The organism is Burkholderia sp. Ac-20345 (assembly GCF_017104825.1).
GTDB classification, from domain to species: Bacteria; Pseudomonadota; Gammaproteobacteria; order Burkholderiales; family Burkholderiaceae; genus Burkholderia; species Burkholderia lata_B.
On record NZ_JAAGPO010000030.1, the window covers coordinates 30,600 to 45,843 of the forward strand.

14 protein-coding genes are annotated in these 15,244 nt (G+C 64.8%); 7 read left to right on the forward strand and 7 right to left on the reverse strand.

The features are described from left to right. Window positions 1-365 precede the first annotated feature (365 nt). From G3O06_RS13940 to G3O06_RS13960, 5 genes are read right to left on the reverse strand one after another with little or no spacing between them, the layout of a single operon-like run. Window positions 366-2,039, reverse strand: a complete 1,674-nt coding sequence (locus G3O06_RS13940) for an electron transfer flavoprotein-ubiquinone oxidoreductase (protein ID WP_205816392.1) — start codon at window positions 2,037-2,039, stop codon at window positions 366-368. 21 nt (window positions 2,040-2,060) lie between these two features. Then, window positions 2,061-2,726, reverse strand: a complete 666-nt coding sequence (locus G3O06_RS13945) for a HutD family protein (RefSeq protein ID WP_205816393.1) — start codon at window positions 2,724-2,726, stop codon at window positions 2,061-2,063. Next, on the reverse strand, window positions 2,723-3,667 hold the full coding sequence (locus tag G3O06_RS13950) for an FAD-binding protein (protein WP_205816394.1): 945 nt from the start codon (window positions 3,665-3,667) through the stop codon (window positions 2,723-2,725). Before G3O06_RS13950 ends, G3O06_RS13945 begins: the two co-directional genes overlap by 4 nt. After that, window positions 3,664-4,443: an electron transfer flavoprotein subunit beta/FixA family protein gene (locus G3O06_RS13955; protein ID WP_205816395.1), complete on the reverse strand. Its 780-nt coding sequence runs from the start codon at window positions 4,441-4,443 to the stop codon at window positions 3,664-3,666. Before G3O06_RS13955 ends, G3O06_RS13950 begins: the two co-directional genes overlap by 4 nt. 26 nt (window positions 4,444-4,469) lie before the next feature. Further along, complete coding sequence (locus tag G3O06_RS13960; protein WP_205816396.1) at window positions 4,470-5,654, reverse strand: FAD-binding oxidoreductase; 1,185 nt, start codon at window positions 5,652-5,654, stop codon at window positions 4,470-4,472. 181 nt (window positions 5,655-5,835) lie between these two features. Here G3O06_RS13960 and G3O06_RS13965 point away from each other — a divergent pair, with 181 nt between their 5' ends. Further along, window positions 5,836-6,801: a LysR family transcriptional regulator gene (locus G3O06_RS13965; protein WP_205816421.1), complete on the forward strand. Its 966-nt coding sequence runs from the start codon at window positions 5,836-5,838 to the stop codon at window positions 6,799-6,801. A 17-nt stretch (window positions 6,802-6,818) separates the two neighbouring features. Continuing rightward, the gene (gene hutG, locus G3O06_RS13970; RefSeq protein WP_205816397.1) at window positions 6,819-7,628 is read left to right on the forward strand and encodes an N-formylglutamate deformylase; all 810 of its coding nucleotides are present in this window, start codon (window positions 6,819-6,821) and stop codon (window positions 7,626-7,628) included. A gap of 212 nt (window positions 7,629-7,840) precedes the next feature. Here the strand turns inward: hutG and G3O06_RS13975 are convergent, their stop codons facing one another. Then, window positions 7,841-8,443 (reverse strand): XRE family transcriptional regulator, encoded by a 603-nt coding sequence (locus G3O06_RS13975; RefSeq protein ID WP_124502114.1) that lies wholly within the window; start codon window positions 8,441-8,443, stop codon window positions 7,841-7,843. A gap of 249 nt (window positions 8,444-8,692) precedes the next feature. Between G3O06_RS13975 and glnT the strand changes: the two genes are divergently transcribed. The 5 genes from glnT to G3O06_RS14000 all read left to right on the forward strand — a co-directional run bounded on the left by glnT (window position 8,693) and on the right by G3O06_RS14000 (window position 14,654). After that, window positions 8,693-10,081, forward strand: coding sequence for a type III glutamate--ammonia ligase (gene glnT / locus G3O06_RS13980; protein ID WP_205816398.1), 1,389 nt, complete (start codon window positions 8,693-8,695; stop codon window positions 10,079-10,081). A gap of 12 nt (window positions 10,082-10,093) precedes the next feature. Then, complete coding sequence (locus G3O06_RS13985) at window positions 10,094-11,002, forward strand: class II glutamine amidotransferase (protein WP_205816399.1); 909 nt, start codon at window positions 10,094-10,096, stop codon at window positions 11,000-11,002. Next, window positions 10,990-11,679: a protein glxC gene (locus G3O06_RS13990; protein ID WP_205816400.1), complete on the forward strand. Its 690-nt coding sequence runs from the start codon at window positions 10,990-10,992 to the stop codon at window positions 11,677-11,679. Before G3O06_RS13985 ends, G3O06_RS13990 begins: the two co-directional genes overlap by 13 nt. A 25-nt stretch (window positions 11,680-11,704) precedes the next feature. Further along, a complete protein-coding gene (locus G3O06_RS13995; protein ID WP_124502117.1) occupies window positions 11,705-13,066 on the forward strand; it encodes an FMN-binding glutamate synthase family protein in 1,362 nt (453 codons plus the stop codon). A 196-nt stretch (window positions 13,067-13,262) separates the two neighbouring features. Next, window positions 13,263-14,654, forward strand: a complete 1,392-nt coding sequence (locus G3O06_RS14000; RefSeq protein ID WP_205816422.1) for an ammonium transporter — start codon at window positions 13,263-13,265, stop codon at window positions 14,652-14,654. A 213-nt stretch (window positions 14,655-14,867) separates the two neighbouring features. Here G3O06_RS14000 and G3O06_RS14005 read toward each other — a convergent pair whose 3' ends face one another. Next, complete coding sequence (locus G3O06_RS14005; RefSeq protein ID WP_205816401.1) at window positions 14,868-15,230, reverse strand: BON domain-containing protein; 363 nt, start codon at window positions 15,228-15,230, stop codon at window positions 14,868-14,870. Window positions 15,231-15,244 lie beyond the last annotated feature (14 nt).

A 15,244-nucleotide genomic window follows, 5' to 3' on the forward strand; every position in this document is an offset into this window, starting at 1 on the left:
ACCTGGGCGACGTGAGACCAGGGAGGGAGGGAGCGACGGGTGCTTCGAATCGTGTTGTCGAATAGGATCGAGCCGATTTTAGGTAGCCGCGGAAATTGATTGAATCAACCAAAAGGATGATTTTCTCGACGACAAGGAGTGAGAAGAAGGGTTGAAACTAGGACGGAGGGGGCGAGTAGCATGCAGCCTCGAGCATGTCGCCAAGGCTGGCAACGGGCGATGTAGGGAATTCGGGTTCGATGTCGGAGCGAAACCAGCCCCGACCGTCGAACGATGAATGCAAGCGGGGCGCTGCTTCAAGCAGCACCCCGTTTAGTTTGCGGCTGCCAAACAGGCGCGCCGCTTGTGGCGATGCGTTCCGGCAATTACATGTTCGGGTAATTCGGCCCGCCGCCGCCTTCCGGCGTGACCCACACGATGTTCTGCGTCGGGTCCTTGATGTCGCAGGTCTTGCAGTGCACGCAGTTCTGCGCGTTGATCACCAGGCGGTCGCTGCCGTCGTCGTTCTTCACGAATTCATACACGACCGCCGGGCAGAAGCGCCCCTCCGGCCCCGCATACGTGCGCAGGTTCACGTTCACCGGCACGTTCGCATCCTTCAGCGTCAGGTGCGCCGGCTGGTTCTCCTCGTGGTTCGTGTTCGAGATGAACACCGACGACAGCCGGTCGAACGTCAGCTTGCCGTCCGGCTTCGGATACTCGATCGGCTCGCATTGCGACGCCGGCTTCAGCATCTCGTGGTCCGCATGCTTGTGGTGCAGCGTCCACGGCACGTTGCCGCCCATCACCTTCTGCTCGAGCCCGACCATCAGCGTGCCGAGGTACAGCCCCTTGGCCATCCACTGCTTGAAGTTGCGCGCGCGGTACAGCTCCGTGTACAGCCACGACTGCTTGAAGGCATCCGGGTACGCGTTGAGCTCGTCCGACTGGCGGCCGGCCTGCACCGCGTCGAACGCGGCGTCGGCCGCCAGCATGCCGGTCTTGATCGCCGCGTGGCTGCCCTTGATTCGCGATGCGTTCAGGAAGCCCGCATCGTCGCCGATCAATGCGCCGCCCGGGAACACCGTCTTCGGCAGCGACAGCAGCCCGCCCGCCGTGATCGCGCGCGCGCCGTACGACACGCGCTTGCCGCCTTCCAGGAACGCGCGGATCGACGGGTGCGTCTTGTAGCGCTGGAACTCCTCGAACGGCGACAGGTACGGGTTCGTGTAGCCGAGGCCGACCACGAAGCCGACCACGACCTGGTTGTTGTCCATGTGATACAGGAACGAGCCGCCGTACGTATCCGACTTCAGCGGCCAGCCGGCCGTGTGGATCACGAGGCCCGGCTTGTGCTTGGCCGGGTCGATCTCCCACAGTTCCTTGATGCCGATCCCGTAGGCCTGCGGATCCGCGTTCGCGTCGAGCTTGAACTTCGAGATCAGCTGGCGGCCGAGGTGGCCGCGGCAGCCTTCGGCGAACAGCGTGTACTTCGCATGCAGCTCCATGCCGAGCTGGAAGTTCTCGGTCGGCTCGCCGTCCTTGCCCACGCCCATGTTGCCGGTCGCGACGCCCTTCACCGAGCCGTCGTCGTTGTACAGGATCTCGGCGGCCGGGAAGCCGGGGAAGATCTCGACGCCCAGCGCTTCGGCCTGTGCCCCAAGCCAGCGCGTGACGTTGCCCAGCGAAATCACGTAGTTGCCGTGGTTCTGGAAGTTGGCGGGCAGCGCCCAGTTCGGCGTGGTGACCGCGCTCTTCTCGGACAGGAACAGGAAGCGGTCTTCCGTCACCTCGACGTCGAGCGGCGCGCCGCGTTCCTTCCAGTCGGGGAACAGTTCGTTGATCGCGCGCGGATCCATCACCGCGCCCGACAGGATGTGCGCGCCGATCTCGGAACCCTTCTCGAGCACGCACACGCCGATTTCGGTGCCTTTCTCGGCGGCCAGCTGCTTGAGCCGGATCGCCGCCGACAGCCCGGCGGGGCCGCCGCCGACGATCACGACGTCGTATTCCATCGATTCGCGCGGGCCATGTTGTTCGATAAGCGAGGCGTGAGACATGAGCGGATAAAAGGGCAGGGATTAGCGTTCGACTGGCTCGATCGAGATCGAGATCAGGCGGGAGTCAAGTGCGTCGGACTGCAGATCGAGTGCTTCGCCGCGGCCGTCGAGCCACAGGCCATGCATCGGCAGCAGCGTCTGGGTGCTGAGCGACGCGCTGCTGAAGCGCCATTGGCCGGCCGCGCAAATCAGCAGATGCGTCGGCGCCGGCGTCACGCGACGCGAATACGTCGCCACGCTCACGGTGGCCCGGCAGGCGGCGCGGCGCGTCATCACGTTGAGCACGTGCGTGGGCCGCACGATATCGGTCGTCCACACCGGCAAATCGCCGGGAAAGTGAGCCGGCACGATCGGGTGGGCGACAAGGTGCCCGTCCTGCGCGCGGAGTTCGACGCTCGTATTGTCGACCGGCACGAGGATCCGGTCGACGCCCGGAAACTGCGAGAAGCGGGCCGAGCCGTCGAGCGTTGCGAGACTGACACGCCAGTCGACGTTGCCGTCGGCGTCGAGTTGGTTTGCGATCGTTCGCGTGACACCGGCGCCGTTTGCCCAGGCTTCAGGCTCGATTTGCGCGCAATCGATGAACCGGACGGACGGGTAGTGCGATGCTGACGGCGCACGCCCGGTGGAGGAGAGCGGTGCAGGCAGGCGCCGGACGCCGCCCTGCCCGAAATCCGGTCGCGTCATACGCCACCCCCGGCGTCGATGTGACATTCGATTGCGGCCATCACGTCAAACAAATCACCCACGAAGCCCACGTCCGCGAACGAGAAGATCGGCGCATCCGGATCCTTGTTGACGGCGACGATCCACTTCGAATCCTTCATGCCGGCCAAGTGCTGAATGGCGCCCGAGATTCCGAATGCGATGTATGTGTCCGGGGCGACCGTCTTGCCGGTTTGCCCGACCTGAATCGCGTTCGGTGCATAGCCGGCGTCGACCGCGGCGCGTGATGCGCCGAGTGCCGCGCCGAAACGGGATGCGAGCGTGCCGAGCCGTGCCATGTTCTCGCCGGACGCGAGCCCGCGCCCGCCCGACACGACGATCGGCGCATTTGCGAGATCGATTCCGGTCGCCTGGGCGCCGTTGCGTTCGACGAGCGTCGTCGCGACGAATGCGGGCAGTGTATCCACGGAACCGATCGGTGCCGGTGCGGCGCGCGCGCCCGCCGCCGCGAACGACGATGCACGCACCGTCGCGAACGTGACCTCGCGCGCGCTTTCGACGGTCGCGACGATGCTCCCCGCATACAGGCCGCGAACGAAGCGTCCATCGTTCATCATGCCGGTTACGTCCGCGATGAAAGCCGCACCGGCGAGCGCGGCGGCGCGCGGCAACGCATTCCGGCCGAGCGTGCGATGGGCGGCCGCGACCAGCGTGTAGCGCGGCGCCAGTCCGGCCAGCAACGCGGCGAGACTTTCCGGCGTGACGACGCCGGCGGCGTCCGGCGGATCGGGCCGGAGCACCTGGTCGACGCCGTCGATCAGCGCGGCCTCCGCGGCGGCCGCGGGATCGAGCACCAGCACGTCGACCGGAAGCCGGCGTGCCGTTGCCGCGGTCACGACGCGCCGGACCGCGTCCGGCAGCGTATGGTCGGCCGTGGCTTCGGAGACAACGAGCGTTCTCATGCGGAGACTCCTGTATGGGCAAGGACGTTGTGTGCGGCGAGTGCGGCGATCAGCGCGTCGATATCGGCCACGCGGTGACCTGCGCGCTGCACGGTGGGCTCGTCGAGTTGCACTGCACGTGACGACGGCGCGAGATCGACCGCGAACTGCGCGGCGGGAACGACGGCGAGCGGCTTCTGTTTCGCCTTGACGATGCTCGGCAGCGTCACGCGGCGCGGTTCGGCGAGGCGCAGGTCGGCGCTCACGACGGCGCGTCCGGCCAGCCGCCAGGTCGCGGTGCCGCTGTCGTCGCCGCACGTGACGCGCCAGCCGTCGCCATCGGGCGCGAGTGCGGTCGCGTCGAGCCCCTGCGGCCAGCCGAGCAGGCCGGCCAGCATCGGTGCGACGCCGCCGGTGTCGTCATCGATCGCCTGCTTGCCGCAGAGCACGAGGTCGTACGGTGACGTGCCGAGGTACGCATGCAGCAACCGTGCGACACCCAGCGAGTCGAGCGACGCGGCGGCGTCGCCGGTGTCGATGAGGATCGCGTCGTCGGCACCCATGGCGAGGCCGGTGCGCAGCACGTCCTGGCACGCGGGCAGGCCGCACGTGACGACGCTCACCTGCGCGGCATGACCGGCTTCGCGCAGGCGCAGCGCCATTTCGAGCGCGCATTCGTCGAACGGGTTGATGGACATCTTGAGGCCGGTCGTCTCGATCGAACCGGTCGAGCCGACCCGCACGCGCACGTTCGGATCGACGACGCGCTTGACGGGCACCAGTATCTTCAGGGGCATGGGAATGTCTCGTCGGAAGGGGGAGATCAGGACACGGCGCCGAGGCCGTACTTGCCGGTGAGCAACGCGCCGGTCGCGAAGCGTTCGAGCGCGTAAGGGGCGAGCGACACGTCGGTCGGCTGTCCGAGCGCATGCTGCGCGAGCAGCTTGCCGATGCCGGGCGACAGCTTGAAGCCGTGGCCCGAGAAGCCGAAGCCGACCACGAGCCCTTCGATGTCGCCGACGTTGCCGAGCACGGGGTTCCAGTCGGGGGTCACGTCATAGACGCCGGTCCACGACGAAGCGAGCCCGGCCGTCTCGTAAGCGGGAAAACGCTCGGCGACCTGCATGCCGACCTCGGCGACGTAATCGAGCGAGATGTCGCCCTGTTCGGTTTCGGGCGCATGCAGCGTTTCGCCGACGACGCCTTCGGAGACCAGCATCTGGCTGCCGCCGTAGCTGCGGTAATAGAGCATGCCGGGCGAGCCCAGGTCCTTGAATGCAGGCATCTGGAACGAATATCTCGCGTCGCATTCGAGCGCCAGCACGGTGTGCCGTTCCGGCGAGACGGGGAGCGGGACGTCGATCCAGCCGGACAGTTCCGGCGTCCAGATATTCTGGGTGCTGATCAGCGTGCCGCACGTGAAGCGACCGGCGCTCGTATCGACGCCGACGATGCGACGGCCGTCGCGCAAGACACCCGTGACGGTCGTGCCCTCGAGAATTTTCACGCCGCGTCGGCGTGCCGATTTCGCGAAGCTCGTCGCGACGAGGTAAGCATCGGCGAAGCCGGCTTCCGGTTCGAAGCCGATCAGCGCCGCGTCGTCGAACTGCGCGATCGGCAGGCGTGCGCGTGCCTCGTCCCGATCGAGCAGTTGTACGTCGATGTCCATCGCCCGCTGCGCACCGAGCGAAGCGCGCAGCGGCTCGAGTTTCTCCCCATCCGGCGCGCAGATCATGTAGCCGCACTTGACGAGCCCGCAGGATGCCTCGTCGTCGCCGACGTATTCGGCGAAGTTGTTGAAGGCCCACCACGACGAGCGCGCCAGCTCGACGTTCTGGCGGACCGAGTAATGCGTGCGCAGCAGGCCGGACGATTGCGACGTGGTGCCTGCGCCGATCATGCCGCGTTCGATGACGAGGACGTTACGGGCGCCGAGCGACGCAAGATGATGTGCGACCGACGTGCCGATCACGCCGGCACCGATCACGATGAAGTCGAAATGGCTCATGGTTTCCCTCTGGGTAGACGACGAGCCGATTCTAGGGAGCCGTGATGCTGCCGAATTTTGTATTAGGCAAACTTATGCAACGTGCCCGGAAGTGCTCATTCAGCACCCGGGTGAACCGAACCGGCGGACCATTCGTCGCGTATTGGCGGAATGGCCGTCCCCCTCGGCATCTGGAGCTACTATGCGACGCACCCCATCGCCAATCGACCTGCGTGCCCTGCAGGCATTCGTCGCCGTGTGTGAGACCGGTTCGATGACCGGTGCGTCGAGGCGTATCGGTGTCAGCCAGAGCGCCATCAGCCAGGCTGTTTCGGCACTGGAGCGCGAGCAGGGGACGGTGCTGTTCGATCGCGAGAGTCGCCCGCCGCGCCCCAATATCGCCGGCCGGGCCCTGCTCGAACTGGCCGGCCCGCTGCTCGAGCATGCGCAAATGGTCAGCACGCGCGTCGGCGATGCGTCCGACGCGGGGCGCCTGCCGGTGAGGCTCGGCTGCGTCGATTCGTTCGCGGCGACGGTCGGACCGGAACTGATCCGCGCGGTGTCGGGCGCGTCGAGGCAGATTTCGATGTGGTCCGGGATCACGCCGGGCTTGAGCAAGCAATTGCATGACCGGGAAATCGACGTCGCCGTGTGCACGCAAACCACGGTCAGCGATGCGCGCATCGTCGAGGTGCCGTTGTTCTCGGAAGCGTTTGTCGCGGTCGTCGCGCGTGCGCATGTGGCCGGTCGCCCGAAGGCCGACTGGCGGACGCTGGCCGCCGAACTGCCGTTGATCCGTTACACGGCGCGGTCCGTGATCGGTCAGCAGGTGGAGCGGTTCGCCCGTCACCTCGGTATCGACAGCCCGAGGCGCTTTGAATTCGACGCGACGGATCCGCTGCTGAGCCTGGTTGCCGCGCGGCTCGGTTTCGCGGTCTCGACACCGCTGTGCCTGTGGCAGGCGCGACATTATCTCGGCGATATTGCCGTCCTGCCGTTGCCGTCCGGCCGGCTCGGCCGGCGCGATTTCTTTCTCCTGCATCGGCAGGGCGAGTGGGAGGACTTCGTCACGGAGATCGTCGATCTGACGCGATCCGTACTCGATCATTCGATCCGGCCCGCGCTCGCGCGCGCCGTGCCGCAGTTACCCGAAGATGCATTGCTTTGATTCGTACGGAACCCTCGATGAGTGACCTATACACGCTGCAACGCGGCGATGCGCCGCTGCTGATTTCGATTCCCCACCTCGGAACGGCGATACCCGCGCCGTTGTGCGATGCGTACACCGATCGTGCGCTGACGCTTGCTGATACGGACTGGCACCTTGATCGCCTGTATGCGTTCGCGACGACGCTCGGCGCGACGGTGCTCGGCGCGACGCTCTCGCGTTACGTGATCGACCTCAACCGGCCGTCGGACGACGAGAGCCTGTACCCCGGCCAGACAACGACGGGCCTGTGTCCGACCGAAACGTTTCGAGGCGAGCCGGTCTATCGAGAGGGATGCGAACCGGACGCGGCAGAGAAGGGCCGCCGGGTCGGCGCGTACTGGCAGCCGTACCACATGGCACTGGCGGCCGAGCTGGCGCGGTTGCGCGAGCGTCACGGGAACGTGCTTCTCTGGGAAGCGCACTCGATCGCAAGCACGCTGCCGAGGCTGTTCGACGGCAAGCTGCCCGACCTGAACATCGGCACGCAGGACGGCCGGACCGTCGCGCCGTCCGTACAGGCCGCGGTCGAACGCGAGGCCGCGGCAAGCCCGTTCACGTCGGTTGCCAATGGCCGCTTCAAGGGCGGCTTCATTACCCGCTCGTTCGGAAGGCCATCGCATGGCGTGCACGCGATCCAGCTGGAGATGTGTCAGTCGACGTACATGAACGAAGCCCTCCCGTTTGCATACGATCCTGCGCGCGCGGCGCTCGTGCAGCCCACGGTGCGCCGGATGATCCGCGCGGCACTGGATGCGTTGGCAGCGCTGTCGCCGGTCGCAGCATAAGGATCACTGATACATCTTCGTAACCGCGGTACCCGTATCAGTGCGACGCTGCACCGAAAGTGGCGTGGAACCGCACCCGTAACACGCAAGAGGCCGGCGCGCACTGGATGACATACAGGTACCGTGTCGCCCGGAGTGTTTATCCATGGGAATCTTTGATTCCTGCAGATAAACCTGGCACGAGGCTTGCATTATCTCCCGTGACGCGATGCTTATTCGTCGGCAGGTTGTCCGTAGACGAAGATCGACAGGAACTGGATCGGGGTCTTGATCAGGCGTTCGGGGCCGTGCGGTACGTCGCCGCGGAACGTCAGGGTGTCGCCGGGATGCAGGATGTAGGTCTGTTGACCGTGCCGGTATTCGATTACGCCCTTGAGCATGTGGATGAACTCGGTGCCGGGATGCTCGAACACGGGAAAGCGTTCCGCCTGGTCTTCCATCGTGATCAGGAACGGCTCGAATGTTTTGCGAGGACCCTGGTCGTAGGCGAGCAGATGGTAGGTGTGGCCGCTTTTCGTCCCTTTGCGGACCACTTCCATGCCGGCGCCCTTCTTGACGAGCTGGGCGCCGCCTTGCGGGACGTCGAAGTTGCGGAACAGGACGGCCATGGAGACGCCGAGCGCCTGGGCAATCCGGTGGAGTACGTCGAGGCCGGTCGAGGTTTGTGCGTTTTCGATCTTCGACAGCATGCCGCGGCTGATGCCGGCCTGTTCGGCGACCTGGGCGATGGTCAGGCCATGGCGCTGGCGAAGCTCGCGAATGGTCGACCCGAGATAGCGTTCGAGCGGTGTCTTGCTGTCGTCAGCGGTATGCATCGTCGGCCTCGGCAAAAGGGGCAAGAGTAGCAGATTGCGGCGTGCGCGCCGGCACAGGCGGAAATGCCGGCATGCGCGCTGAAGGTTTCATAAGGGGAATTATTGTTTCGTGACAATAAATATCTCCGCATGTTGAAAGCGTGGTTGCAGCGTACCGGACGCGGTGCTTGCTCATGTTGCGCAGTTGGGCCGCTCGTCAGTCGGGCGGATTCCTCAAACCAGTGAACGAAGCAGTTGCAAGGAGAGACGATGAACCTGAACGATACGAGCCAGTTGCCGGTCAACGCGCTCGGAAGCGTACCCCGCTTCGATTCGGTAGACGAAGCGCAGACATACCTTGGGCAACACGGCGTCAAGTATGTGCTCGCGCAATTCGTCGACATTCACGGCGTGGCCAAGGCGAAGTCGGTGCCGGTCGCGCATCTGAACAGCGTGCTGACCGCGGGGGCGGGCTTTGCGGGCTTCGCGATCTGGGGTGTCGGTATCGAGCCGAATGGGCCGGACTACATGGCGGTCGGCGATCTTGCGACGCTGACGCCTGTGCCGTGGCAGGCTGGACTCGCGCGGATCGCTTGCGATGGTCATGTGGACGGCGCACCGTGGGTGTTCGATTCGCGCGTGACGCTGAAGAAGCAGGTTGCCCGCCTCGCCGAGCGCGGATGGACGCTTTTTACCGGCCTCGAACCCGAATTTTCGCTGTTGAAGCGTTCGGTGTCGGGGGTGCTCGAGCCTTGCGACTCGAGCGATACGTTGGCGAAGCCCTGTTATGACTACAAGGGGCTGTCCCGCACCCGTGTGTTCCTGGAAAAGCTCACCGAATCGCTGCGCGCGGTCGGCATCGACGTCTACCAGATCGACCACGAGGATGCGAACGGGCAGTTCGAGATCAACTACACGTACACCGATTGCCTGACGTCGTGCGATCACTACGTGTTCTTCAAGATGGCCGCGTCGGAAATCGCGAACGAGCTCGGAATGATCTGTTCGTTCATGCCGAAGCCATTCGCAAACCGCCCGGGCAACGGCATGCACATGCACATGTCGATCGGCGACGGCAAGCGCAACCTGTTTGCCGACGATGGCGATGCGCTCGGCATGGGCCTGTCTGCACTCGGCTACCAGTTCACGGCGGGCTTGCTCGCGCACGCGCCTGCGCTGACGGCGCTCTGCAATCCGACGGTGAATTCGTACAAGCGTCTCGTCGTCGGTCGCTCGCTGACCGGCGCGACCTGGGCACCGGCCTACATCAGCTATGGCGACAACAATCGATCGACGATGGTGCGCATGCCAGGCGGCCGGATCGAGCTGCGTCTGCCGGACGGTGCATGCAATCCGTATCTCGCGACGGCAGCCGTGATCGCCGCCGGGCTCGACGGTATCGACCGTGACCTGTCGCCGGGGGCGCCCGCGAACGAGAACCTGTACGAGTGGCCCGCGCAGAAGCTTCGAGAACACGGCATCGGCGTGCTGCCGCAGAACCTCGGCGAGGCGCTCGACGCGCTTGAAGCCGATCGGACGATCTGCGATGCGCTCGGGCCGGTGGTCAACGAATTCCTCAAGCTCAAGCGGATGGAGTGGCTGGAATACATGCGCCACGTATCGGACTGGGAAATCAAGCAGTACGTCGAATTTTTTTGAGGAGCAGACAACATGTGTGGAATCGTAGGATTGCTGGTCAAGACGTCGGCGTTGCGCGACCGGCTCGGCGAGCTGATGGTGCCGATGCTGATCGGCATGACCGAACGGGGACCGGACTCGGCCGGTCTCGCGGTGTTCGGCGACGTGGTCGAGCCGGACCAGCGCAAGCTGAGCTTGTACTCAGGCTTTACGGATGAAGGTGAGCATTTCCCGTGGGATGTGCTGCTCGACCGGCTGAAGGCGTCCGTCGACGCGGTAGCGCGCGTCGATGCAAAGGGGAACCACGCGGTGCTGACCGTCCACGCACAGGCCGATACGGTCCGGCACTGGCTGAGCGAGCACTACCCGCACGTATACGTGCTGTCGGCCGGGCGCTCGATCGACCTGTATAAGGACATCGGGCTGCCCGCGGACATCGCCGCACGTTATGCGTTCGGCGGCCTCAAGGGTTCGCACCTGGTCGGCCATACACGGATGGCGACGGAGTCCGCCGTGACACCGGATCGCGCGCATCCGTTTACGGCCGGCGAGGATTTCTGTCTGGTCCACAACGGCTCGCTGTCGAACCCCTACGGCGTGCGCAGGAAACTCGAGCCGAAGGGCATTCACTTCGATACCGACAACGACACCGAGGCGGCGTGCCGCTTCCTCGAATGGCGGCTGCGCGAGGGCGACACGCTTCCCGTTGCGCTGCAGAAGGGCTTCGAGGAGCTCGACGGCTTCTACACGTTCCTGATGGGTACGCCGACCGAGCTGGCGCTGATTCGCGACCCGTTCGCGTGCAAGCCGGCCGTCGTCGCCGAGAACGACGACTACGTCGCGATCGCATCGGAGTTCCGCTCGCTCGCGCATCTGCCCGACATCAAGAACGCCAAGGTATTCGAACCCGCACCCGAGGAGATGTACGTATGGAACGCATGACATTCGACCTGGACAGCGCAACTGTCCGGGACGTCAATCAGTACCTGCATGGCAATGCGGACGTGCTGGAGGGCCAGGCGGTCGTCGTGGCGTCGCCGAACGGCGCGCACAACATCGCGGTCGGCGTCGATGCCGACGTGACCGTGACGATCGATGGCCACGCCGGTTATTACGCCGGCGGCATGAACAAGCGCGCGACGATCGTCATCGAGGGCAGTGCCGGTACGGGCGTCGCGGAAAACATGATGAGCGGCAAGGTGCACGTGAAGGGCTTCGCGTCGAACGGTGCGGGCGCATCCGCGCACGGCGGGCTGCTCGTGATCGACGGCGATGCGGGGTTGCGTTGCGGTATCTCGCTGAAGGGCGGCGACATCGTCGTCGGCGGTTCGGTGGGCAGCTTCTCCGCATTCATGGCCCAGGCCGGCCGCATGGTGATTTGCGGCGACGCGGGCGATGCGCTCGGCGATTCGTTGTATGAAGCCGTGCTCTACGTGAAGGGCGACGTGAAGTCGCTCGGCGCGGACGCGCAGTTCGAGCCAATGGCCGACGCCGACGTCAGCGCCGTCGCGGCGCTGCTCGACGCGGCCGGGCTCGACCACAATCCGCGTGCGTTCAAGCGCATCGCTTCGGCCCGCACGCTCTACCACTGGAACGCCGACGCGAACCAGGAATATTGAATCCACGCTCCATCGAGAAAACGCCATGGAAGTCAAACCCATTCATTTCGCCCGCTTGCAGCAGGAAGAGTCGTACGGCTACGACCGCAAGACGATCGATTACATCCACACGGCCGCTCAACGCGGTTTATACGAGATCCGTGGTCTGGGCGCAAAGCGTCGCGTGCCGCATTTCGACGATCTGCTGTTCCTCGGCGCGTCGCTGTCGCGCTATCCGCTCGAAGGTTATCGCGAGAAGTGCACGTCGCAGACCGTGCTTGGCACGCGCTTCGCAAAGAAGCCCGTCGTGCTCGACATCCCGATCACCGTGGCAGGGATGAGCTTCGGTGCGCTCTCGGCAAACGTCAAGGAAGCGCTCGGCCGTGCAGCCACGGAGGTGGGTACGTCGACGACGACCGGTGACGGCGGGATGACGCAGGAAGAGCGCAGTTCGTCGAAGACGCTCGTCTACCAGTGCCTGCCGTCGCGCTACGGGTTCAATCCCGACGACGTACGTCGTGCGGATGCGATCGAGGTTGTGATCGGGCAAGGCGCGAAGCCAGGCGGTGGCGGGATGCTGCTCGGGCAGAAGGTCAATCCACGCGTGGCCTCGATGCGCACGCTGCCGGCGGGCGTCGACCAGCGCTCGGCAAGCCGCCATCCGGACTGGACCGGCCCGGACGATCTCGCGATCAAGATCCAGGAACTGCGCGAGATCACCGACTGGGAAAAGCCGATTTACGTGAAGGTCGGGGCAACGCGCACGTTCAACGACGTGAAGCTCGCGGTGCATGCGGGTGCAGATGTCGTCGTGGTCGACGGCATGCAGGGCGGCACGGCGGCGACCCAAACCTGCTTCATCGAGAACGTCGGCATCCCGACGCTGGCGGCGGTTCGTCAAGCCGTCGATGCGCTCGAGGACCTGAACATGAAGGGGCAGGTTCAACTGATCGTATCGGGGGGTATCCGCACGGGGGCGGATGTCGCGAAGGCGCTCGCACTCGGCGCGGATGCCGTTGCGATCGGCCAGGGGGTCCTGATGGCGCTCGGTTGCAACAGCGAGTCCTACTTCCAGGACGGCATGCTGCATTCGGCCGTGGCCGACTACGCGGCACTCCATACGTCGCCGGGTTTCTGTCACCACTGCCACACCGGCAAGTGCCCGGTCGGTGTGACGACGCAGGACGCAGTCCTGGAAAAGCGTCTCGAACCGGAAGAGGGCGCGCGTCGCGTGCGGAACTACCTGAAGACGCTGAACATGGAACTGACGACCATCGCGCGCGCATGCGGCAAGCAGAACGTGCACCACCTCGAGCGCGAAGATCTCGTCGCGCTGACGGTCGAGGCGGCCGGAATGGCGCGGGTGCCGCTTGCCGGCACGTCGTGGATTCCGGGCGGGCGCGAGTGATTCCGATGTAATCGCGTGTGTGACGGGGCGCCGTGTGGGCATGCGGCGTCCGTCATCAACCGGTTCAGGTTATGCGACACGCGCGGTGAACCCGCGTCGTGTCGCATTCGTTCCGATATTGCTGGTTCGTCATCAGTTCGCGCGTGCGTCGCGGTGCGGTGCACGTCTTTGTTCGAGGAAACGACACATGAAAAAGATGATTGGCTGGATTCTATGGGCCTGGCTTGGGCTGCTGGCGCTGCCCGTGTTCGCGGATGACAAAGTGGCAGCCGCAGTGCCGGTGCCGAACAAGGGCGACACCGCGTGGATGATCGTCGCGACGCTGCTCGTCGTGATGATGGCGGCGCCAGGGCTTGGCCTTTTCTACGGTGGCATGGTGCGAGCGAAGAACATGCTGTCGATCCTGATGCAGACACTCGTGGTGTTCTGCCTGCTCGGCGTACTGTGGGCGGTATACGGTTACAGCATCGCGTTCACGGAGGGCAATGCATTCTTCGGAGGACTCTCGAAGGCGTTTCTGGTTGGCATCACGCCAGACTCGACAGCCGCGACGTTCAGCAAGGGTGTAGTGATCCCTGAGTTCATCTATGTGTCGTTTCAGCTGACGTTTGCTGCAATCACGCCAGCGCTGATTGTCGGTGGCATCGCCGAGCGCGCGAAATTCTCCGCGGTGCTGGCGTTCATGGTGCTGTGGTTCACCTTCTCGTACCTGCCGATCGCGCACATGGTCTGGTACTGGGCGGGCCCCGATGCTTACACGAGCGCCGCGGCGGCTGACAAGGCCAACGCGACGGCCGGGTTCCTGTTCCAGAAGGGTGCGATCGATTTCGCGGGAGGCACCGTGGTGCATATCAATGCGGGCATCTCGGCGCTGGTCGGCGCGATTATGATCGGCAAGCGGGCGGGGTTTGGCCGGGAGACGATGGCGCCGCACAACCTGACGTTGACGATGATCGGCGGTTCGCTGCTGTGGGTCGGCTGGTTCGGATTCGATGTCGGTTCCGCGCTCGAGGCAAGCGGTGCGGCCACGCTGGCATTCGTCACGACGCTTTTGGCAACATGTGCGGCGACGGTGTCGTGGACCTTCGTCGAATGGTCGCTGAAGAAGAAGCCGTCGATGCTCGGCGCGGTGTCCGGCGCGATCGCCGGGCTGGTTGTAATCACCCCGGCATGTGGATTCGTCGGGCCGATGGGCGCGATCGCGATGGGGTTGATCGCTGGCATCGTGTGCTATTGGGGCGTCAACGGGCTCAAGCGCCTTCTCGGCGTCGACGATTCGCTCGACGTATTCGGCGTGCACTGCATCGGCGGCATCGCGGGTGCGCTGCTCACCGGGGTATTCGCATCGCCGTCGCTGGGCGGAACCGGGATCTACGACTACGTCGGGAACAAGGTCGCCGATTACCACATCGGCGAGCAACTGATTGCGCAGTGCTGGGGCGCCGGGACCTCGCTCGTGTGGTCGGCGGTCGTGTCGGTTGTCGCATTCAAGCTCGTCGATATGACGATTGGCCTGCGTGTCGATGGCGAGGGCGAACGCGAAGGGCTCGACGTCAGCTCGCACGGGGAGACGGCCTATCATTCGTGAGGCGTGGCGAAGTCGTGCCGCTCTCTTTGCCAACCGGCCTCACGAGCAGGTTAATGTACTTCGTGGGAACGCTGTAGCGGTTACGCTGGAAGTGGGGGAGACTGGTGGACAGCACGCGCAGCGTCCGCTCGACATAGCCGTCGAACGGGCGTGGGTTGGAAATCAACAGTGTGCGTTCATCCTCGTCAAGGACGATCTATTGAAGCAATACGATCATTGTGCTGCCGCCTTGATTCGCAACGCATTGTCGACGCTGATGACACCGCTCACCCCGCGCGCGGCGTCGACCGCCAACGTGATCTGCGAGGCGTCGGGCACGCTGCCCGTCAGGGTTACAGCACCTTGCTTCGCGAAAACGACGATTTGCGTGCTGTCGATGCCCTTGAATCTCGCGAGCGTGCGGCGCACCTGCGTCGCGAGCTTGCGGTCGGCGCGCCGCTGTTCCTTCGCGACTTGCCGCGCGCTGCCCGGATTCGTCGACACCTCGGGAGAACTGCCGGCCTGTGCGTGCGCGAGTGTCGAGCTACCCAAGATCGATGCGATGAACAGTACTGCGATCGAGCAAGCTTTCTTCATGTCGATGTTCCCTG